This window comes from Labrenzia sp. THAF82 (assembly GCF_009363435.1).
In the GTDB taxonomy this organism is placed as follows: domain Bacteria; phylum Pseudomonadota; class Alphaproteobacteria; order Rhizobiales; family Stappiaceae; genus Roseibium; species Roseibium porphyridii.
The window spans coordinates 819,025-837,640 of record NZ_CP045354.1; the positions used below are offsets into that span (position 1 = coordinate 819,025).

General features: G+C 56.2%; 18 protein-coding genes. 8 read left to right on the forward strand and 10 right to left on the reverse strand.

The window, feature by feature from the left end; translation table 11 throughout:
- Positions 1–81: 81 nt before the first annotated feature.
- The 4 genes from dctP to FIV00_RS04080 all read right to left on the reverse strand — a co-directional run bounded on the left by dctP (position 82) and on the right by FIV00_RS04080 (position 2,823).
- The gene (gene dctP / locus FIV00_RS04065) at positions 82–1,074 is read right to left on the reverse strand and encodes a TRAP transporter substrate-binding protein DctP (protein ID WP_152499553.1); all 993 of its coding nucleotides are present in this window, start codon (positions 1,072–1,074) and stop codon (positions 82–84) included.
- A gap of 266 nt (positions 1,075–1,340) precedes the next feature.
- A complete protein-coding gene (locus FIV00_RS04070; RefSeq protein ID WP_152504100.1) occupies positions 1,341–1,571 on the reverse strand; it encodes a hypothetical protein in 231 nt (76 codons plus the stop codon).
- Positions 1,572–1,835: 264 nt separating this feature from the next.
- Positions 1,836–2,507, reverse strand: a complete 672-nt coding sequence (locus FIV00_RS04075) for a YggS family pyridoxal phosphate-dependent enzyme (RefSeq protein WP_152499554.1) — start codon at positions 2,505–2,507, stop codon at positions 1,836–1,838.
- A gap of 46 nt (positions 2,508–2,553) precedes the next feature.
- Positions 2,554–2,823 carry a hypothetical protein gene (locus tag FIV00_RS04080; protein WP_152499555.1) on the reverse strand — a complete coding sequence of 90 codons (270 nt, stop codon included), beginning with the start codon at positions 2,821–2,823 and terminating at the stop codon, positions 2,554–2,556.
- Between the two features lie 50 nt (positions 2,824–2,873).
- Between FIV00_RS04080 and leuS the strand changes: the two genes are divergently transcribed.
- From leuS to FIV00_RS04105, 5 genes are all read left to right on the forward strand, one after another.
- Positions 2,874–5,495, forward strand: coding sequence for a leucine--tRNA ligase (gene leuS / locus FIV00_RS04085; RefSeq protein WP_152499556.1), 2,622 nt, complete (start codon positions 2,874–2,876; stop codon positions 5,493–5,495).
- Complete coding sequence (locus FIV00_RS04090; protein WP_152499557.1) at positions 5,482–6,057, forward strand: hypothetical protein; 576 nt, start codon at positions 5,482–5,484, stop codon at positions 6,055–6,057. Before leuS ends, FIV00_RS04090 begins: the two co-directional genes overlap by 14 nt.
- A 24-nt stretch (positions 6,058–6,081) precedes the next feature.
- Positions 6,082–7,122 carry a DNA polymerase III subunit delta gene (gene holA / locus FIV00_RS04095; protein ID WP_152499558.1) on the forward strand — a complete coding sequence of 347 codons (1,041 nt, stop codon included), beginning with the start codon at positions 6,082–6,084 and terminating at the stop codon, positions 7,120–7,122.
- A gap of 130 nt (positions 7,123–7,252) precedes the next feature.
- Entirely contained in the window at positions 7,253–8,305 is a 1,053-nt protein-coding gene (locus FIV00_RS04100) for a MaoC family dehydratase (protein ID WP_152499559.1), read from the forward strand.
- Between the two features lie 114 nt (positions 8,306–8,419).
- Positions 8,420–9,022 (forward strand): HD domain-containing protein, encoded by a 603-nt coding sequence (locus FIV00_RS04105; RefSeq protein ID WP_152499560.1) that lies wholly within the window; start codon positions 8,420–8,422, stop codon positions 9,020–9,022.
- A gap of 29 nt (positions 9,023–9,051) precedes the next feature.
- Here the strand turns inward: FIV00_RS04105 and FIV00_RS04110 are convergent, their stop codons facing one another.
- The 3 genes from FIV00_RS04110 to FIV00_RS04120 all read right to left on the reverse strand — a co-directional run bounded on the left by FIV00_RS04110 (position 9,052) and on the right by FIV00_RS04120 (position 12,630).
- On the reverse strand, positions 9,052–10,311 hold the full coding sequence (locus FIV00_RS04110) for a murein L,D-transpeptidase family protein (protein ID WP_152499561.1): 1,260 nt from the start codon (positions 10,309–10,311) through the stop codon (positions 9,052–9,054).
- Positions 10,312–10,618: 307 nt separating this feature from the next.
- Complete coding sequence (locus FIV00_RS04115; protein ID WP_152499562.1) at positions 10,619–11,578, reverse strand: acetyl-CoA carboxylase carboxyltransferase subunit alpha; 960 nt, start codon at positions 11,576–11,578, stop codon at positions 10,619–10,621.
- A gap of 218 nt (positions 11,579–11,796) precedes the next feature.
- Positions 11,797–12,630: a DUF3108 domain-containing protein gene (locus FIV00_RS04120; protein ID WP_209006805.1), complete on the reverse strand. Its 834-nt coding sequence runs from the start codon at positions 12,628–12,630 to the stop codon at positions 11,797–11,799.
- Positions 12,631–12,974: 344 nt separating this feature from the next.
- On the opposite strand from FIV00_RS04120, the gene rpmB reads away from it, so the two are divergent.
- From rpmB to FIV00_RS04135, 3 genes are all read left to right on the forward strand, one after another.
- A complete protein-coding gene (rpmB, locus tag FIV00_RS04125; RefSeq protein WP_152499564.1) occupies positions 12,975–13,271 on the forward strand; it encodes a 50S ribosomal protein L28 in 297 nt (98 codons plus the stop codon).
- Positions 13,272–13,290: 19 nt separating this feature from the next.
- Positions 13,291–13,977 (forward strand): queuosine precursor transporter, encoded by a 687-nt coding sequence (locus tag FIV00_RS04130; protein ID WP_152499565.1) that lies wholly within the window; start codon positions 13,291–13,293, stop codon positions 13,975–13,977.
- A gap of 169 nt (positions 13,978–14,146) precedes the next feature.
- Positions 14,147–14,539 (forward strand): GFA family protein, encoded by a 393-nt coding sequence (locus tag FIV00_RS04135; RefSeq protein ID WP_152499566.1) that lies wholly within the window; start codon positions 14,147–14,149, stop codon positions 14,537–14,539.
- Between the two features lie 78 nt (positions 14,540–14,617).
- On the opposite strand, the gene FIV00_RS04140 is transcribed toward FIV00_RS04135, so the two are convergent.
- The 3 genes from FIV00_RS04140 to cobS are packed head-to-tail and all read right to left on the reverse strand — an operon-like array spanning position 14,618 to position 18,577.
- Positions 14,618–15,664, reverse strand: coding sequence for an esterase-like activity of phytase family protein (locus FIV00_RS04140; protein WP_209006806.1), 1,047 nt, complete (start codon positions 15,662–15,664; stop codon positions 14,618–14,620).
- Positions 15,665–15,675: 11 nt separating this feature from the next.
- Positions 15,676–17,583: a cobaltochelatase subunit CobT gene (gene cobT, locus FIV00_RS04145; protein ID WP_152499567.1), complete on the reverse strand. Its 1,908-nt coding sequence runs from the start codon at positions 17,581–17,583 to the stop codon at positions 15,676–15,678.
- 7 nt (positions 17,584–17,590) lie between these two features.
- Positions 17,591–18,577 (reverse strand): cobaltochelatase subunit CobS, encoded by a 987-nt coding sequence (gene cobS, locus FIV00_RS04150; protein ID WP_152499568.1) that lies wholly within the window; start codon positions 18,575–18,577, stop codon positions 17,591–17,593.
- Between the last annotated feature and the right edge of the window lie 39 nt (positions 18,578–18,616).

Below are 18,616 nucleotides of genomic sequence, written 5' to 3' on the forward strand. Positions count from 1 at the left end.
ACTGGAGTCAGATAAAAACGAAAGCGTACGATGACCGGCAATATGCCAGTCATCGCTTGCAACAGTCGCGTTTCGGTAGGATCAGAGCTTTTTCGCCGCATCCATGATCTTTTGACCCAGATCGCCGGTTTTCTCGATATAGGCCTCGTAGACGGGTTCGCTGACGGTTTTCCATGCGGTGATTTCCTCCGCAGTCGGACGATAAACCGTCATGCCGTTTTCTTCGGCCGCCTTATAGGCGTCCGCCTCGATCTGCGACATGCGATCACGAACATCGTTTTCTGCCGTCAATGCCGCTGCCTGCACAATCGCCTTGTGCTCTTCGGACAGCCCGTTCCAGAAGTCCGTATTGACGACGACAATGAACTCAATGTCCGCATTGTTGGTGACGGTGATCGTGTCCATGACATCCCAGAGTTTTCTGGATTTCACGCCGGAAACACCGGTCATGCCAATATCAACGGTGCCTCGCTGGTACGCTAGATATTGCTCTGAACCTGAAATCAGTGTCGGCGCTCCACCGGCTGCCTTGACGAAGTCACCAAGCGTCTTGCCGAAGACACGAACCTTTTTGCCCTTCATGTCTTCAGGTGTCTTGATCGGTGCTTCCTTGGACAGCATGATGGCGCCGCCATAGGCCTGCCACCACAAGACGGTCGATCCCGTATCCTGGATGGCCTCGTCCAACGGTCCACGGACAGCTGACCCCGGGGCGACAGCTGCACGAACCTTTTCTTCGGTATCGAACAGGAACGGCTGATAGAAGATGTCGACTGCCGGAACGTCCCCGACATATCGGGTCAGTGAGGCGACACCCATCTCGATTGCGCCGGACCCGACAGCTGCCGGAACTTCCTTGTCCTTGTAAAGCTGGGCGGAATCATAAATTTCGACCGCGATGTCACCGTTTGAATTCTTTTCCACTTCTTCCTTGAAGAGGAGCAGGTTCTGGCCGAGATGGCTGGTGAGCGGCAGTTGCAGCGAAATCCGCAATGTTGTGTCGGCTGCCAAAGTGGAGCCAGCAGAAAGACCAAGCGCAATTGCGGCGCCGAGCGCCCAATTCAATGTTTTCATGATTTCCTCCCAAATACGCCGACCAGTCTGGCAAAGCTGCAATTTGGGGTCAATGAGATCTGTGCCGATCAATCATTACGATAACTCAACAAACACTTGAGTCATTCGGGATGTATGAAACCCAGAGCCGCTCATTCAGCCACAAAAACGACTTTGGTCTGGCCAAACGTGAAAAACCACCGCCGGCGTGACCTCCGGCGATGGTCTTGATCGGGCGGCTGCGCCGCGCTGGCGGAGTTATGGGGGGTAACCGCCCGAAACCGCTGTTACGGCTGAACTGTTGCGAACTCGTCCGGATCCAGCATGCTGTCCTGGTTCGCATCTGCGGCCTTGAAAAGATCTTCCGACATGGTCGGAACAGCAGCCGTGATTTCTTCAAAAGTTACGAAACCGTCCTGGTTGCTGTCGACCGCCTCAAAGGACATGCCCTGTGCAAGAGCCGCAGAAGAAACGGTGAAAGCACCAACGAGGATCGCGGCAGTAAGACGTTTGGACATGATATGACCTCCAACTGTTTGGTTTTGGTCTTGGTGTTCCGTCCATTCGTCAGGTCCCTGCGACCCGTCGAACCGGAACAGGGAGGACTTTGCTGCCGGATCGCGACGGGCAAAGGGCCGCTTGAGGAAAAAGTCGCGGCATTGTTGTGGCCGATGTAAAGATTCAGTCACTGGTTGGTCAAATTCCTGTCAATTTTGACAGTTTCAGGCAGCTTCGCGACTGAGAAAGGCTTTCTTGCTGCGAATGTCTGTGCCAAACGCCACTTAACGGTAATCTCGTGCCCCGAAAATTGCCGAGCCGACCCGAACGTGAGTCGCACCAAAACCAACCGCGGTCTTGTAGTCCGACGACATACCCATGGAGAGGCCTTTGATCGCATTACGGGCAGCGATCTTCTCCAGAAGGGCAAAATGCTCGCCTGGAGCTTCATCAACAGGCGGAATACACATGAGGCCGACAATATCCAGTCCGACGTCGTCGCGGCAGGCGCTAATGAAGGCGTCAACGTCCTGAGGGGCTATCCCCGCCTTTTGTGGTTCCTCGCCGGTGTTGACCTGGATGAAACACGGCAGCTGGCGACCTTGCCTGTCCATCTCCGATTTCAGTGCCTTCGCGATCTTCAGGCGGTCCACGGTATGAATCACGTCGAAAGTTGCAACGGCTTCCTTGGCCTTGTTGGACTGCAGGGGGCCAATCAGATGCAATTCGATCTCATCAAAGTCGTCACGCAATCCGGGCCATTTCTGCATTGCCTCCTGTACCCGGTTCTCGCCAAAAACACGTTGGCCGGCCTCCAGGACCGGGCGAATTGATGCGCTGTCGAATGTTTTGGATACGGCAATCAACGTGACCGACCCTGATGCCCGGCCGAATTCGGACTCAGCCTTATTGATGTCGGTCAGGGTCGCGGCGAGACGCTCAGCGGCATCGGTCATCAAGTGCTCCATGAGAAAACAGACTGACGATAGAGACACTCCGGTCTCAGACATTGGCTACATGGGGTCTGTCATAACCATGTTTGAAATCAGCTTCAAATGGCATCTTGTTCATCGGTGTTGAAGGGCCTGTCTGTGAGTGGCGCATCTTCACAAAGGTCGACTTCTTGTGCGCTTTTGACCGGAAAAGGTACCCGATCCACCGCTCCAACCGCTTTACGGATGCGGCTTTGCGCAATAAACAGGCTTCAGCAGGCACAAACGTCTGACACATGTTGACCGCGGGCAGGATTTCTGGTGACAGTCCGGCAGTCATTCATTCACAAATTCCGCCAGATCCGGCGGCAAGAACAAACGGCATAATTGATGGCAACGGAACGGTACAACGCGCGCGAAGTCGAAGCGCGCTGGCAAAAGGTCTGGAACGACAAGGATGTGTTCGTCACGCATAACGACGACCCGCGCGACAAGTATTATGTCCTTGAAATGTTCCCCTATCCGTCCGGCCGTATTCACATGGGTCATGTGCGCAATTACGCCATGGGCGATGTGGTTGCCCGCTACAAGCGTGCAAAAGGCTTCAATGTTCTGCATCCGATGGGTTGGGACGCCTTTGGCATGCCGGCAGAAAACGCAGCCATGCAAAACAAGGTTCACCCAAAGGACTGGACCTACGAAAATATTGCCACGATGCGAGACCAGCTCAAGATCATGGGTCTTTCGCTGGACTGGAGCCGTGAATTTGCGACCTGCGATGTAGGGTACTACACGCAGCAGCAGCGCCTGTTCCTGAGGTTCCTGGAAGCCGGTCTGGTCTATCGTAAGAACGCCAAGGTCAATTGGGACCCTGTCGACATGACGGTTCTGGCGAACGAACAGGTGATCGACGGCCGCGGCTGGAGATCGGGGGCGCTGGTAGAGCAGCGCGAGTTGACCCAATGGTTCTTCAAGATCTCTGACTTTTCGGAAGATCTGCTGGAGGCGATCGATACTCTCGACCGCTGGCCGGACAAGGTTCGTCTGATGCAGAAGAACTGGATCGGCCGTTCGGAAGGCCTCCGTGTGCGGTTTGAATTTACCGAAGCAGCACCAACAGGCGATAAGACGCTGGAGATCTTTACCACGCGGCCGGACACCCTGTATGGGGCATCGTTCATGGGGCTTTCGCCCGATCATCCGATCTCGTTGAAGGTTGCCGAGGGCAATCCGGAGCTGCAGGCGTTCATTGAGGAATGCCGCCGGGTTGGAACTTCGGAAGAAGCCATTGAAAAAGCGGAAAAGAAGGGTATCGATACCGGTCTGCGGGTCAGGCATCCCCTGGACGTGTCTTTGGAGTTGCCGGTCTATGTCGCCAATTTCATCCTGATGGACTACGGAACCGGGGCCATTTTTGCGTGCCCTGCACACGATCAACGCGATCTGGATTTTGCACGCAAATATGAGTTGCCGGTCAAACCCGTTGTTTTGCCGAAGGATGCAGATCCGGCAAGTTTCGATGTCGGCACTGAGGCTTTCACCGACGACGGCACGATTTTCAATTCGGACTTCCTGGACGGTCTGTCAATTGCGGATGCTAAGGAAGCGGTTGCGAAGAAACTGGAGACGGTCAGCGTCGATGGAACGCCTCAGGCAGAGCGTCAGGTAAATTTTCGCCTGCGCGACTGGGGTATTTCACGCCAGCGGTACTGGGGTTGTCCGATCCCGGTCGTTCACTGCGACGACTGCGGTGTCGTGCCGGAAAAAGACGAGAACCTGCCCGTTCAGTTGCCGGATGATATCAATTTCGACAAACCGGGCAATCCGCTGGATCGACATGCGACCTGGCGCGATACCACCTGCCCGAAATGCGGGAAACCGGCCAAACGTGAAACCGACACCATGGATACCTTTGTCGACAGTTCCTGGTATTTTGCGCGGTTCACGGCACCGGACTGCAATGAGCCGACCGACCCTGCTGCGGCCAATGGCTGGTTGCCGGTCGATCAGTATATCGGCGGCATCGAACATGCGATCCTGCACCTGCTCTATTCGCGCTTCTTCACCCGCGCGATGCAGAAAGTTGGTGCGCTTGATCTGAAAGAGCCGTTCAAGGGTCTCTTTACGCAGGGCATGGTCACGCACGAGACCTACCGTCTCGGCGAAGGTGCCAACGGTCAATGGATTGCACCTGCGGAAATCAAGATCGAGGAAGTCGACGGTTCACGGCGCGCGACGCTGCTTGATTCAGGCGAAGAGGTTGTCATCGGCTCGATTGAAAAAATGTCGAAGTCCAAACGCAACACGGTCGATCCGACAGACATCATCGACACCTATGGCGCAGACACAGCCCGATGGTTCATGCTGTCTGACAGCCCACCGGAGCGTGATGTCATCTGGACCGAAGATGGCGTTCAGGGTGCATGGCGCTTTGTCCAGCGTGTCTGGCGTTTGATCGGAGAGATTTCGGAAAAGATCGAACCTCGCGGTGGAACTGCGCCAGAAGTGAGCGGAAAGGCGCTTGAGTTGCGCCGGACCAGCCACAAAACTTTGGCCGCCGTTTCAAATGATCTGGAAGGCCTCGGTTTCAATCGGGCCGTTGCCCGTCTTTATGAGCTGGTCAACACGATCAGCAAAACCTTCAACGACGGTGATGCCGACGGAGCAGCACGTTATGCAATCCGGGAAGCTGCCGATTTTCTCGTCCAGATGATGGCGCCCATGATGCCGCATCTGGCGGAAGAATGCTGGTCTGCGCTTGGTCATGACAACCTGATTTCCGAGGCCAAATGGCCCGAGCCGGAGAGTGAACTGTTGGTTGAAGACAGTGTCACATATCCGATCCAGGTGAATGGCAAACGGCGCGGCGAACTGACAATTGCAAAAGACGCTTCCAAAGAAGAGGTCGAAGCGGCTACTCTGGCGCTTGACTTCGTTCGCAAGGCTTTGGACGGAAATTCACCGAAGAAGCTCATTGTTGTGCCGCAAAGGATCGTAAATGTCGTTGTTTGACAACATCTTCGAGAAGAGAGCCGCCTGGCGCCGCGGTGCACTTTGCGTTGGATTTGCAGCAGCAGTCCTTTTGAGCGGGTGTCAGGTGCGCCCGCTCTACGGCACGAGCACCGGGGAATTCGGGTCGGTTTCGTCACCCGTCGCGGCTGAAATGGCGGCCATCGATCTGGATTCGATCGATGCTCAGTTTGCCAACAACGATGCTTCGCGTGTTCTTTACAATGAGCTGACTTACAGGTTTGAGCGCGGCGGTGAAGCGCCGGCCAAGAAATACAGGCTGAAGGTGCTGATTGACGTCAGCAATTCTGAAGTTGGTGTGGAACGGTTTGCAGATGTGCCGTCCGCCTACAACACCACGATGAATTCGACCTTTGTCCTGAGTGACCTGTCGACCGATGAAACGTTGATGTCGGGCCGGGCCTTCAAGACCGCTTCCTATGACTTCTCGGATCAACGGTTTGCCAATACGCGTGCCTACCGGGATGCTCAGGAACGGGTTGCCAAGTCGGTTGCCGATGACATCACCGCTCGTGTTGCGGGCTATTTTGCAAGCCAGCAATAGTTTTCTGGCAGAGGTGCGCCGGCCGTGACCGTTCTGAAAGCTGCGGAAATCGATCGGTTCGTTGCCAATCCACCTGACGCTGGTGGCGTGGTGCTTGTGTTCGGTCCGGACACCGGACTGGTATCGGAGCGGGCAACACGGCTCGTCAACAAAGCGTCTGAAGGGGATAGCGACCCTTTCAATCTGATCAAGATTGACGCTGCTGATATCAGCGCAGACCCCAATCGACTCATTGACGAGGTGCTGACAGTCCCACTTTTCGGCGGTCGCCGGATCGTCTGGGTCAAGGACGCCAGCGGCAAGAACCTCAACCCCGCAATGGAGCCGGTTCTCAAACTGGATGACTGGCAGACCCTTGTCGTTCTTGAAGCTGGGGATATCAAGAAGGGCGCTGGCCTCAGGAAACTTGTCGAGACGCACAAGCGTGCCATAGCCTTGCCGTGCTATGCCGACAGCGATCGGGGCATCGATCATCTGATCGACGAAGAAACCCGCGAAGCCGGTCTCTCCATAACCCGGGAAGCGCGTGCGTCATTGCATAGCTTGCTGGGTGGCGACCGGATGGCGAGCCGGGGGGAACTAAAGAAGCTCTGTCTTTATGCACTCCACAAAGGCCGCATCGACAGTGAAGACATTGAAGCCATCATCGGTGACGCCTCTGCCTTCGAGACATCGGAACTGATTGATGCCGCCGCTACCGGCGATCTTGCCATGCTGGATCATGGCCTGGAGCGTTTGGCCGAAGCGGGATCGAAAGCATCCGTCATTGCCAATCAGGCACTCAAGCATTTTCAGCAACTGCACCGTATGCGTATCGATGTCGACCAGGGCAAGAGCGCACAGGCGGTCATTGATGGCCAGCGCCCCCCTGTTTTCTTCAGCCGCAAGCCGAAATTCTCGCAACAATTGCGAATCTGGGCACTGAAGGATCTTGAAAAAGCGATGGACATCCTCAGCGAAGCAACCCGGATCTCCCGACTGAATGATCCGCTCGGTGTGCCGGTCCTGTCCGAAGCGTTGTTGAAACTCGGGCGTGCGGCAAGAGCCAGAAACCAGCGCCGCTGAATAGGCCCTTTCCAGTGTCCTCGTGCGCATCGGTTGGGTGCAAAGGCTAGCTTGGCACATCGTCGTACTTGCTAGTGTGCGCTGCAATAGGCTTTATTCCCGTGCAGAACACAGAATACGGGAGGCGCAGGTGAGCAAGACCAATCGCGGCAATTTTTTTGAAGATTTCAAAGTCGGGCAAGTGATCCGACACGCAACGCCGCGCACTGTCACCAGTGGTGACCAGACACTCTATACAGCGTTGTATGGCTCCCGGTTCGCAGTCCAATCCTCAGATGCATTTGCCAAATCGCTTGGTTATGCGCAGGCTCCGGTCGATGATTTCCTGACGTTTCATATTGTCTTTGGTAAAACCGTTCCGGACATCTCACTCAATGCAGTTGCCAATCTGGGGTATGCAGGGGGGCGTTTTCTGGCTCCGGTTTATCCCGGAGATACAATCTCGACCGTTTCGGAAGTCATCGGCAAGAAAGAAAATTCCAACGGGAAAACCGGCGTCGTTTACGTGCGATCCACCGGCTACACTTCCACCGGGACAGAGGTTTTGGATTACGTCCGCTGGGTGATGGTCAACAAGCGCGATGCAGATAGCCCCGCGCCCGAGGCCGTTGTGCCCGAACTGCCAGCGGCTTTGGATCCTCAGTCACTGGGAACTGCCGTTCCGTTGTTGGATGCGGCTAACTGGGACAACGACCTTTCAGGGTCGGGTTTCCGCTTTGACGACTATGAGGTCGGTGAAAAAATCGATCATGTCGATGGAATGACCGTTGAAGAAGCCGAGCATCAAATGGCAACCCGTCTTTATCAAAATACGGCCAAGGTGCATTTCAACCAGCACACGGAAGCCCACAGCCGGTTCGGTCACCGGCTGGTCTACGGGGGTCATGTGATTTCGATCGCAAGAGCGCTGTCCTTCAATGGCCTTGCCAATGCATTCCATATCAGCGGCATCAACGGCGGCCGTCACGTCGGACCGCTTGGGGCGGGTGACACGGTCTATGCCTGGTCGGAAGTGCTGGACAAGTCGGATATTGATGGACGATCTGATGTCGGCGCTTTGCGACTTCGCCTTGTCGCGACCAAGAACCGGTCCTGTGCGGACTTCCCCGACAAGACTGCTGACGGGAAATACCTGGATGAAGTGATCCTCGACTTCGACTACTGGGCGATGATGCCGAAATAGGGTCTACCGATCCGGCTTCCGGTCGTTTCGAAGACTGCCCACGCCGGATTTGCCCTGGACAAGATGAGTTTCGATTGCCCACATTCAGGTGAGGACTATGGAGGCGCATCAACCATGAAAACCGTTTCGTTCACGCAGATGAAAGACGGCACGAAGCAGGACTATGATCTGCTGGCCGAGGCAGAAAAACCGTATCATGGTTTGACCGCAGACCGGATTTTCGCCGAACTTCGACGCCAAGGTGAAGACACGCTTTCGGGCTACAAGATCACCCGGCTTGAACATGGGCTCCAGTCCGCGACCCGGGCACGCAGGGAAGGTGCTGATATCGACTGGATTGTCGGTGCATTGCTGCACGATGTCGGCGACGGATTGGCACCGCAGAACCATGATCGGTTTTCAGCTGAAGTCATCCGTCCGTTTGTTCGTGACGAGGTGGCCTGGGTGGTCGAGCATCACGGCATCTTTCAAATGATCTACTATGCCCATCACTATGGCTGGGATGGAAATGCGCGGGATCGTTTCAAGGACCACATGCATTTTCAAGCCTGTGCGGATTTCTGCGAGCGCTGGGATCAAAGTTCATTCGATCCGGATTATGAATACGATCCGCTGGAAAGTTTTGAACCTCTGGTTCGGGACGTGTTTGCGCGCAAGGCCTATGACCCGTCGGTCCTTCAGACAGGCGTGTCAAAAGGTTTGCCGCCTCTCAGTTGATCAGAGGCGGAAATCCAGAGGCAATGAGGTCACGGCTTGGAAGCTGGAACGACTTCCGTGCTGATCGCGCCGACGCTGGCACTTTCATTTGTAGCCTTGGAACCGAAGGGAACCCAGCGTTTGAAGAAGCCGCCAACAGAGCTGCCACGACTGTTTTCCTGAGGAGCAAAAGCTGTTTCAACGGTTGAGGAGGGTGTGTCGGCTGCTGGCGCCGGGGTTCCTGGCGCACTTGTGGACGCCGTTTGTTGCGCCGGTGTTGCGGGCGCATTTGCACCGGCATCCGTTGCCGCAGTCTGGGTGTCTTCACCGCCGCCCAGGACTTCCGCCAGGCGGTTTGAGCGGTCTTCCCAACGCTTCTGACGCTCTTCGCGTGCATCGTAACGTGCTGCAAGTTGCTGGAACTTGGTGTTGTCTTTTTTCTGTTTTGAGGCAACTGCCGAGGCAAGTCGCGGGCTTACCTGGTATTCGGGGCATTTGGCCGAAGCACGGAAGGGAACACCTTCAACCAGCGTTGTCGCATCAAAGACGTATTTCTTCTCACAGACAGTGACCTTTGGCGGTACGTTGGCAACTTCGAAATGGTCGTATCCGGTCTTCAGCATTTTCCAGAAATCCAGATGGTCACTGTCGCGGTGACGCGCCATGTTTTCCGGTGTCATGCGGAATGGATATGCCTGAACCTGAAAGGAACGTTGTCCGCCCTTAAAGCTGTCGCGAGCGAGCGAGTAGATATCCTGCACCTGTTCGTCGGTCATGGCGTAGCAGCCGCGAGAAGAGCATGCCCCATGCACCATGAGATGCGATCCGGTGCGCCCATGAGACTGGTCATACCGGTTCGGGTAACCGAGATTGAAGGCCAGGTGATAGCTGGAATTGGGGTTCATCAACGCAGGCGTGATTTCATAGAAACCTTCCGGCGCCTGACGATCACCTTCTTTGAATTTCGGACCGAGCTTGCCCGACCATTTGCAGATTTCAAAGTCTTCAAGGAGCTTGTATTTGCCCGAGCGCGTCTGCTTCCAGACCTCGAGTTGTGACTCTTCCTTGAAAATGCGGATCATGATCGGCGATGTCGAACTCATGTTGAGATCGTTCATCTTGCGCTTGAGTGAAGCGCTGACCGGCAGGTTGGCCTTGTTGGGGCCGGCGCTGAATTCATCTGCCTGGCAAGCCGCGAGAAAACCTGCTGCGAGAATGGCAGCACCCAGCCTGACCGCTTTGCGGCCCTTTCGGCGTTGCCCTGTCTTCAGCTGGCCTGCTGGCGATTCTAAAACACGCCGAAACACCATTATTACTATCCCAAACTTGTTGGAAAGCGTTCCAAACCTAGCGAAAGCCCTACGCGGTCCGGTCGCATTCCCTGCGTCTCGCCCCCGCGCAAAGGCTAGGGAATGATGGTTGACGATAGGTTACTGGACCGGGTTTGCCTTCGCGATGCAAATTCCGGTGATCAGAACAACTTTTTCCCCAAATGAAAAACGTGCCCAACTTGGCCTGAATGAGGGTAAATTCTGGCCATAGCAAGGCAAAAGCGGCTTAAAGCCGCTTTAAACCGAGCAAAATACTCACAATTTCAATGGAATGCTTGCCGAGACATCAGCCGAGCGTGCGGCCAATGGAGATGAACTTCTCGCGGCGTTGCTTGCGCAATTCCTCAGCGGAAAGCTCCGCCATGCTCTTCAGAGCAGTCTCGATTGCCTTGCCAGTGCTGTCGATCACAATTTCGCGTGCTCTATGCGCACCACCGACGGGTTCGCCGACAATTTCGTCAATCACGCCCAATTGCTTCAGGTCCTGAGCCGTGATTTTCAGGGCTGTCGCAGCGTCCTGTGCCTTGGCGCTGTCGCGCCAAAGGATTGAGGCCGCGCCTTCCGGCGAAATCACGGAGTAGATGGCATGTTCGAGCATCAGCACCCGGCTTGACGTCGCGATCGCGATGGCGCCGCCTGACCCGCCTTCCCCGACTACAACGGCAACCGAAGGAGTGCTGAGGCCAAGACCCTTGTCCGTAGATCTGGCAATGGCTTCGGACTGTCCGCGTTCTTCCGCACCCCGGCCCGGATACGCCCCGGACGTATCGACAAAACTCACCAGCGGCAGACCGAAGCGTTCCGCCATTTCCATGACCCTGACGGCCTTGCGGTAGCCTTCGGGGCGGACCATGCCGAAATTGTGCTTTAGCCGGGATTCCGTATCGTGGCCTTTTTCCTGCGCAAGAACTGCAACGGATTGACCACGAAAGCGGCCGATCCCGGCAATAAGGGCATGGTCTTCCGCAAATTTTCTATCGCCGGCGAGCGGCGTGAAATCTTCAATCAGTCCGGCAATGTAATCGACGGCGTGTGGGCGGTCCGGGTGTCTGGCAACAAGTGTTTTCTGCCAGGGAGTCAGTTTGCCGTAGAGGTCCTGCAGTGTCTGCGACGATTTGGTTTTCAGCCGTTCGATTTCACTGTCGACATTGACTTCTTCACCATCTTCAGCCGCGAGGGCTTTCAGTTCCTGGATCTTGCCTTCAATGTCTGCAACGGGCTTTTCGAATTCCAAATAGCTGTGCATTTACTCGGTTACCTGAACAAGCCGGCACCACCTTAATAATCGGTCGATCCGGAAATGATTGACGGGTCACGGCATTCACCGTGTTGTCATAACGTGGAGGGCTGTAACAAGAGACGCAAGGGGGCGCAAGCCTCGGCTGTTGTTCCGGGCTCTGATTAGACCTTATTTCAAGAAGAAGCCTTGAAATGAACCGAACTGGCCATGGGTTTCGAGCCGGATCAGCGGCGCGCGGACTGTTTGCTGGCAGCGCCATCAACGCTCAGCTTGGTCGCTTCAACCACGAGCCGTCCGTTTTTGGTGTCCATGGAAATGCGATAGGGGATCAAAACGTTGTCCCGCCCAAGAGGAGCGATCCAGATTTCCATTTTGGCGCGAGCCATGCGCTTGACCGACTCCTTCGAGGGCCGATGACCTGCAATGGGCACCCAGCGGGCTTTGCAGACAACAACGGGTCCGTCATAGCCACGGCCGGAAACTTCCTTCGTTCCCTGATAGCTCAGCTTGATGTCGAAACGGGTCCAGCCGTCGAAAATCGGCAGCTTTCTGCTGCACGCTTTAGGGCCCAGGCTGTCCTTTGCGCGTCCCACCGGCATCAGCGCAGCGCTCAGTGGGTCGATCGCATTGCGTTTATGACGGCGAGTAACCTTGATGCGCTCGGCATTCGGTTTGAATTGCGGCGCAACGTCTGAGGAGCGTATATGGCCTGAACCCTGGTTCAACTTGACGTAAAAGTCGATGTTGGAAGCCTGGGAAGCCATGCGGTACTTGGAGGGAACAACCTTTGAGCCAACCAGCCATCCTGACGCCTCAGCGCCTCCTTTGCCGGTGGAGAACAGTGTTCCGATCCCGGCCGGCGCAAGGCTGACTTTGGCGGAATAGGCGTTGCCTTTCATGGCCAGCGAGAGCGTGCCCTTGCCGATCTTGAAGCCGGCAATCGAAATTGCATAAAGGCCGCCGATATTCGTTTTCTTGGCTTCTGCGGGTGTAACCAGCAGTGCGCCAACAACCATCGGCAGGGCGACCAGCCGCCCGAGAGACGTCAAACCAAACACTTTAAAACCTCCGGCCTGCCAAAACGGCAGCAAATTGCGCCCCCGCGCCTTGAAGTGTTCCGCAACGGTAACCATAGCATGAAATCAGCGTGCAGAACGAAATCAATCATTCTAAATTATGGTAACTCACTGGTTAACGCTTGGCACTTCTGCGAATTAAGTCAGAGAAATTCCCCAATGGGGCTCAGATCTCTTGACCTGCGCGCGCGCTGCCATTATAGCGGGGCAACTTTTTCCGAGAAATGCCGGAGACGATGTCGCCGGACCTAAGGTCCGCGCCGGTTCCGGTTTGGACTTGCTGGGTTCCAAGTAACGGCCCAGCCGCGAAAACAAAAGGTGATATCATGGCACGCCGTTGCGAACTCTCCGGCAAAGATGTGATGACAGGCAACAACGTCTCACACGCGAACAACAAGTCCCGCCGCCGGTTCCTGCCGAACCTGTGCAATGTCTCTCTGATGAGCGATACGCTTGGTGAGACATTCAAGCTGAAGGTCAGCGCACACGCACTGCGCTCCGTCGAGCATCGCGGTGGTCTTGACGCCTACCTTATGAAAGCCAGCGATGCTGAGCTTTCAACAGCCGCACGCAAGATCAAAACCAGCATCAAGCGCAAGCAGGCGGAAGCCGCAGCCGCTTAATTCCCGTTAGGGCAATAAGATGACAGACACCCGGAGCTTCTCCGTGGGCCATTACGCCATCGCGATCCTCGCGATGGCGCTCGTTGTTGTGGCCTCCAATTACCTCGTTCAGTTTCCTGTGCAGCAAATCGTCGGCGGTATCAATCTGGCCGATACGCTGACCTGGGGCGCATTCACTTATCCGGTTGCGTTTTTGGTAACGGATCTGACCAACCGCCGTTTTGGACCCACGGCCGCGCGCCGCGTGGTCATTTCCGGCTTCGTTCTGGCAATCGTCATTCCGCTGCTTTTCTGGACGGCCGATGAAGCCTTCACGACACCACGCATCCTGATTGCATCCGGAACCGCATTCCTGGTGGCTCAGCTGCTCGATGTCACGATCTTTGACCGCCTGCGCCGGATGGCCTGGTGGAAGGCGCCGATCACCTCGTCGCTCATCGGCTCGATGATCGACACCATCCTGTTCTTCGGTATCGCCTTCGCCGCGAGCTTTGCTTTCATTGACGGCTTCTTCGGCATGGACGACGGTTCTTTGGCTTTCCCGGTTCCGTTTCTCGGGATCAGCGAAGGAACGCAGACACTGCTGTGGGTGTCGCTGGCAGCTGGAGACTTCCTCGTGAAGATGCTGGTGGCGGTTGCGTTGCTCGCGCCTTACCGGATTGTACTTGGCCTGTTCCAACCAGTTCCCAACGGATCTGCTGCCTGAGGCAACAAGAACCCTGGAACTTCTCAAGTGGCGCTCGATCGGGCGCCATTTTTGGTTCAAGTCCGACTGTGATCCTTTTCGGATGCGGACATGTTGTTGCAATTGCATTCCTGGCTGAAACACCGCAGGCTTGCACATCTCCTGACCAAGGTTTCACTGGGTGCGAAGTATGCAGAAATTTGAAGGTGGCTGTCTGTGCGGCAAAGTGCGTTTTGTCGCGTCTGGGAAGCCCTATCGCGTCGGTCTGTGTCACTGCATGGACTGCCGTAAGCAACATGGCGCACTTTTTCATGCTTCCGCGGTCTTTCCGGAAGATGCTGTTTTCATCAAGGGTGATATGAAGGACTTTGCTGGACGGTTCTTTTGTCCGGAATGCGGCTCGTCCGTTTACTCTCGCACATTGGATGAGATCGAGATCAATCTGGGCGCGCTGGACGCACCGGATCAGCTCACGCCAACGTATGAACTCTGGACTATTCGCCGGGAAAGCTGGCTGCCTGAATTCTCGATCGAGACGATGTATGAGCGGGATCGCACCTCGAAGGAGCGTTCTGAAGGCTGAAGTGAATGTCGCCAATCAGGGTCGCACAAAGGGCCTGGATTTGTTTTGGTAAGGCTCAAGTGGAAGGAAACAGTGAGCCTATTCGTCCAGCCGAAATCGTAAAAACACCGTTCTTTGCAGCAAGGAGCGATTGTTGTCGGACAGAAGGGTCAGGATTGTTTCACCCTTGTCATTCTGGTGGATGCTGAGAGCTTCCATGTTGTCGATCTGATAGCCGTAGTCTGCTTCCAACAGGATTTCACCTTCGAGCTTTGCTCCCGGCAAGATTGAAGCGGCCTCAAACCTTCGCAAGCGCAGGCCGATCAGGTCTCGCAGATTAAAGCGGCGCTCCATCAGCACCAGATCACCGTTCGGCAAAAACGCAGCATCCGTCGCATCGAAGCGGTTCTCGCGATTGATGCTGAAGCGTTCCGTACCTTCCGGGCCGATGATGTAGCCCTTGAGGTCCTGAAAGTCGCTCGGAGATGATTCCGCAATGGCGATCAGCTTTCCGGCAAGCGGTCCATCTTCAGGCGGCGTTGCCAGGGATTCCAGGCCGGCATTGCGTGGTAGTGACCTGATCTCGTCGACAAGGGCAACCTCTCCGATCATCTGTTCCTTGCCGGTCGCGATTGGCCAGGGATAGTGATAGATGGCATTGCGCGTTTCTGCGGTCACATAAAGGCCGGTCTCTGAAAGGGTCAGAGCTTCCGTATCGTGGCCCCAGCGCGCGGTCAGCGTTTTGCCGTCATGTCCGAGCAGTTGGGCGTAGGAAACATCTTTTATGTCAAGCGGGCGGCCGTTCGGAGCCTGCTCGATGGCACCTGTTACCCAGTGACCGTTGTCGGTCACTGCCAGGAAGCGATCACCGCCGTCCAGGCTGATCAGGCCCGAAAGGCCACCGATCTTCCGATCTGACGCCAGAAGCTCCAATCCGCCAAGAAAGGTCAGTTTGCCGAATTCGATGTCTTCATGGCCGATGCGGAACGTCTCGATATCCTTGGTGCGCACCTTTACGGGTTCGCCCTTCGTCAGCAATTGCTGAGCGAACGCATGACCTTGCCAAGTGCCGCAGGCGCACAGAAACATCACGGCCGCGACGAGGTATCCTCGAAGCTTGCGACGTTTTTCCAGCGCGCTCGTCATCAGCTCAAGTGTTATCGGCGCCCGGCTCGGCGCCGGCCGCGGGTCTGCATTGATGTGTCGACTTCGTCGTCAAAGAGATCGGCAAGTTGATCCGTCATCGCCCCGGCAAGTTCTTCGGCATCGACAATGGTGACAGCTCTCCGGTAGTAGCGGGTCACATCGTGCCCGATCCCGATCGCGATCAGCTCAACAGGCGATCTGGTTTCGATGTCTTCGATCACATAGCGCAGATGCCGCTCCAGATAGTTGCCCGGATTGACCGACAGTGTTGTGTCGTCCACCGGCGCGCCATCTGAAATCATCATCAGGATCCGGCGTTGTTCCGGACGGGCCAGAAGCCGGTCATGAGCCCAGAGCAACGCTTCGCCGTCAATGTTCTCCTTCAGGAGGCCTTCACGCATCATCAGGCCCAGGTTGCGCCTTGCACGGCGCCAGGGAGCGTCAGCGGATTTGTATATGATATGACGCAGGTCGTTGAGGCGGCCGGGTGTCGGTGGTTTTCCGGCTCCGATCCAGCTTTCCCGTGATTGTCCACCTTTCCAGGCCTTGGTCGTAAAGCCGAGAATTTCCACCTTCACGCCGCAGCGCTCCAAGGTGCGCGCTAGAATATCGGCACATGTGGCAGCCACCGTGATCGGTCGACCGCGCATGGATCCTGAATTGTCCAGGAGCAGCGTCACGACCGTGTCGCGGAAATTGGTGTCGCGTTCCTGCTTGAATGCAAGCGGGGCCATCGGATCCGTGACTGCGCGTGTCAGACGTGCGGTATCCAGCAGGCCCTCTTCCAGATCGAAGTCCCAGGCACGGCTTTGCTGCGCCATCAGCTTGCGCTGCAGGCGGTTGGCAAGCCGGGCAACGGCCCCTTGCAGGTGCGTCAGCTGTTTGTCGAGAAAGCCGCGAAGTCGGTCAAGCTCGGCGGTATCGCACAGCTCTTCCGCCGTTACCGTCTCGTCGAACTGGAAGGTAAAGACACGATAGTCAGTCTCGGGACGGTTTGAGAACGGGCTTTCGGACTGCTCGCTTTCACCAGGCTCCTCGGAGTCCTCGATCATATCCTGTTCGGCGAAGTCGTCCATGTCGGCTTCGGCAGCTTCCGTATCACCGCTGTCCTGCTCTTCGCTGGACATGTCCATTTCCTGCGGTGAGGATTCCTGTTCGCCGGTGTTTTCCTCGCTGTCGTCTCCCGTTTCAGCTTCGTCGTTGTTGCCGTCGTCCTCGTTCTGGTCTGGGTCCATTTCATCGTCGGTATCGCCAATCTCATCGGCCATATCGAGTGATTTCAAAACGTCCCGCAAACGAGCGGCAAAGTGAGACTGATCTTCGACTTCCGCCTCCAGGCGGTCCAAGTCCTCACCGGCCTTGTCTTCAACCCATCCGCGCCACATATCGACGAGTTTTTCCGCGCTTTCCGGCGGCTTGGCTCCGGTCAGCCTTTCGCGAACGATGAGAGACAGAGCGTCTTGAAGCGGCGCATCTTCCCGGCTGGCAACATCCGCCGCACCGGATTTGCGGAACCGGTCATCCAGCATCACTGCCAGATTGTCGGCGACACCCTGCATCCGGCGCGCTCCGACAGCCTCGCAGCGTGCTTGCTCGACGGCTTCGAAAATGGCCCGGGCTTCCGGTCCCTGCGGCATGTTCTTGGCGTGAACAGTCTTGTCATGGCAGGCAATGCGCAATGCCATGGAATCTGACAAGCCGCGCGTTACCGCCACTTCGTGGGCATTGACCTTGCGAGAGGGTTCGGGCAATCGGGCGGACATGCCAGACAGTCCCGGGCGGTCGCCAGAAAAAACGACCTCCAGTTCCGACTCGCCGGAAATGGCGCGCATGGTGCCGCTGACCGACTGCTTGAACGGTTCGGTACTTGGTGCGGGCTTGTTTCCCGGCAGTGTGTTGTGTCCCGGCCTCGGCGCCATGTTACCCTCAGCTCATGACGACATTTACGGAAGATTCCGGCAGATCTTCGCCGAAACAGCGCTGATAGAACTCTGCGACCAGCGATTGTTCCATGTCGTCGCATTTGTTGAGGAAGGTCAGTCTGAAGGCAAATCCGACGTCGCCGAAAATTTCGGCATTTTCCGCCCATGTGATGACCGTTCTCGGGCTCATGACCGTAGACAGGTCGCCGTTGATGAACGCATTTCTGGTCATATCCGCCAGACGCACCATTTTGGAGACGATAGTGCGGCCTTCGTCTGTCTGGAAATGCTTTGCTTTCGACAAAACGATGTCGACTTCATTGTCATGTGGCAGATAGTTCAGCGTTGTGACAATGGACCAGCGGTCCATCTGAGCCTGGTTGATCTGTTGCGTGCCGTGATAAAGACCTGAGGTATCTCCGAGTCCCACGGTATTTGCAGTTGCAAACAGACGGAAGGCGGCGTGCGGGCGGATAACGCGGCTTTGATCAAGCAGGGTCAAGCGGCCGGACGATTCCAGAATTCTCTGGATCACAAACATCACGTCCGGGCGACCGGCATCGTATTCGTCGAACACAAGCGCGACATTATGCTGGTAGGCCCAGGGCAGAATGCCGTCCTTGAACTCGGTGACCTGCTGACCGTCCTTGATGACGATCGCATCCTTGCCGACAAGATCGATACGCGAGATGTGGCTGTCCAGATTGACGCGGATACAGGGCCAGTTGAGACGGGCTGCCACCTGCTCGATATGCGTCGACTTGCCCGTACCGTGATAGCCGGTCACCATGACGCGCCGATTGTGCGCAAAGCCTGCCAGAATGGCCAGCGTGGTAGCCCGGTCGAACAGGTAGTCCTCGTCGCGCTCGGGCACATGCTCGGATGCGGTGGAAAATGCCGGTACCTTGAGATTCGACTTGAAGCCGAAAACCTCACTTACAGAAACTTCAGTATCCGGCATGGCCATAGCCGCGGTCGTCGTCTCAGTCATCAGTCCTCCGCTGTCCCGAATGTCGGGAAGGGTCATTTG

Bases quoted from the DNA above. Each gene is read 5' to 3' on its own strand.
- cobS (WP_152499568.1), bottom strand. From the start codon at position 18,577: ATGACTGAGACGACGACCGCGGCTATGGCCATGCCGGATACTGAAGTT.
- FIV00_RS04105 (WP_152499560.1), top strand. From the start codon at position 8,420: ATGAAAACCGTTTCGTTCACGCAGATGAAAGACGGCACGAAGCAGGAC.
- rpmB (WP_152499564.1), top strand. From the start codon at position 12,975: ATGGCACGCCGTTGCGAACTCTCCGGCAAAGATGTGATGACAGGCAAC.
- FIV00_RS04075 (WP_152499554.1), bottom strand. From the start codon at position 2,507: ATGACCGATGCCGCTGAGCGTCTCGCCGCGACCCTGACCGACATCAAT.
- cobT (WP_152499567.1), bottom strand. From the start codon at position 17,583: ATGGCGCCGAGGCCGGGACACAACACACTGCCGGGAAACAAGCCCGCA.
- leuS (WP_152499556.1), top strand. From the start codon at position 2,874: ATGGCAACGGAACGGTACAACGCGCGCGAAGTCGAAGCGCGCTGGCAA.
- FIV00_RS04090 (WP_152499557.1), top strand. From the start codon at position 5,482: ATGTCGTTGTTTGACAACATCTTCGAGAAGAGAGCCGCCTGGCGCCGC.
- dctP (WP_152499553.1), bottom strand. From the start codon at position 1,074: ATGAAAACATTGAATTGGGCGCTCGGCGCCGCAATTGCGCTTGGTCTT.
- FIV00_RS04135 (WP_152499566.1), top strand. From the start codon at position 14,147: ATGCAGAAATTTGAAGGTGGCTGTCTGTGCGGCAAAGTGCGTTTTGTC.
- FIV00_RS04115 (WP_152499562.1), bottom strand. From the start codon at position 11,578: ATGCACAGCTATTTGGAATTCGAAAAGCCCGTTGCAGACATTGAAGGC.
- FIV00_RS04140 (WP_209006806.1), bottom strand. From the start codon at position 15,664: ATGACGAGCGCGCTGGAAAAACGTCGCAAGCTTCGAGGATACCTCGTC.
- FIV00_RS04080 (WP_152499555.1), bottom strand. From the start codon at position 2,823: ATGACTGCCGGACTGTCACCAGAAATCCTGCCCGCGGTCAACATGTGT.
- FIV00_RS04110 (WP_152499561.1), bottom strand. From the start codon at position 10,311: ATGGTGTTTCGGCGTGTTTTAGAATCGCCAGCAGGCCAGCTGAAGACA.
- FIV00_RS04070 (WP_152504100.1), bottom strand. From the start codon at position 1,571: ATGTCCAAACGTCTTACTGCCGCGATCCTCGTTGGTGCTTTCACCGTT.
- FIV00_RS04130 (WP_152499565.1), top strand. From the start codon at position 13,291: ATGACAGACACCCGGAGCTTCTCCGTGGGCCATTACGCCATCGCGATC.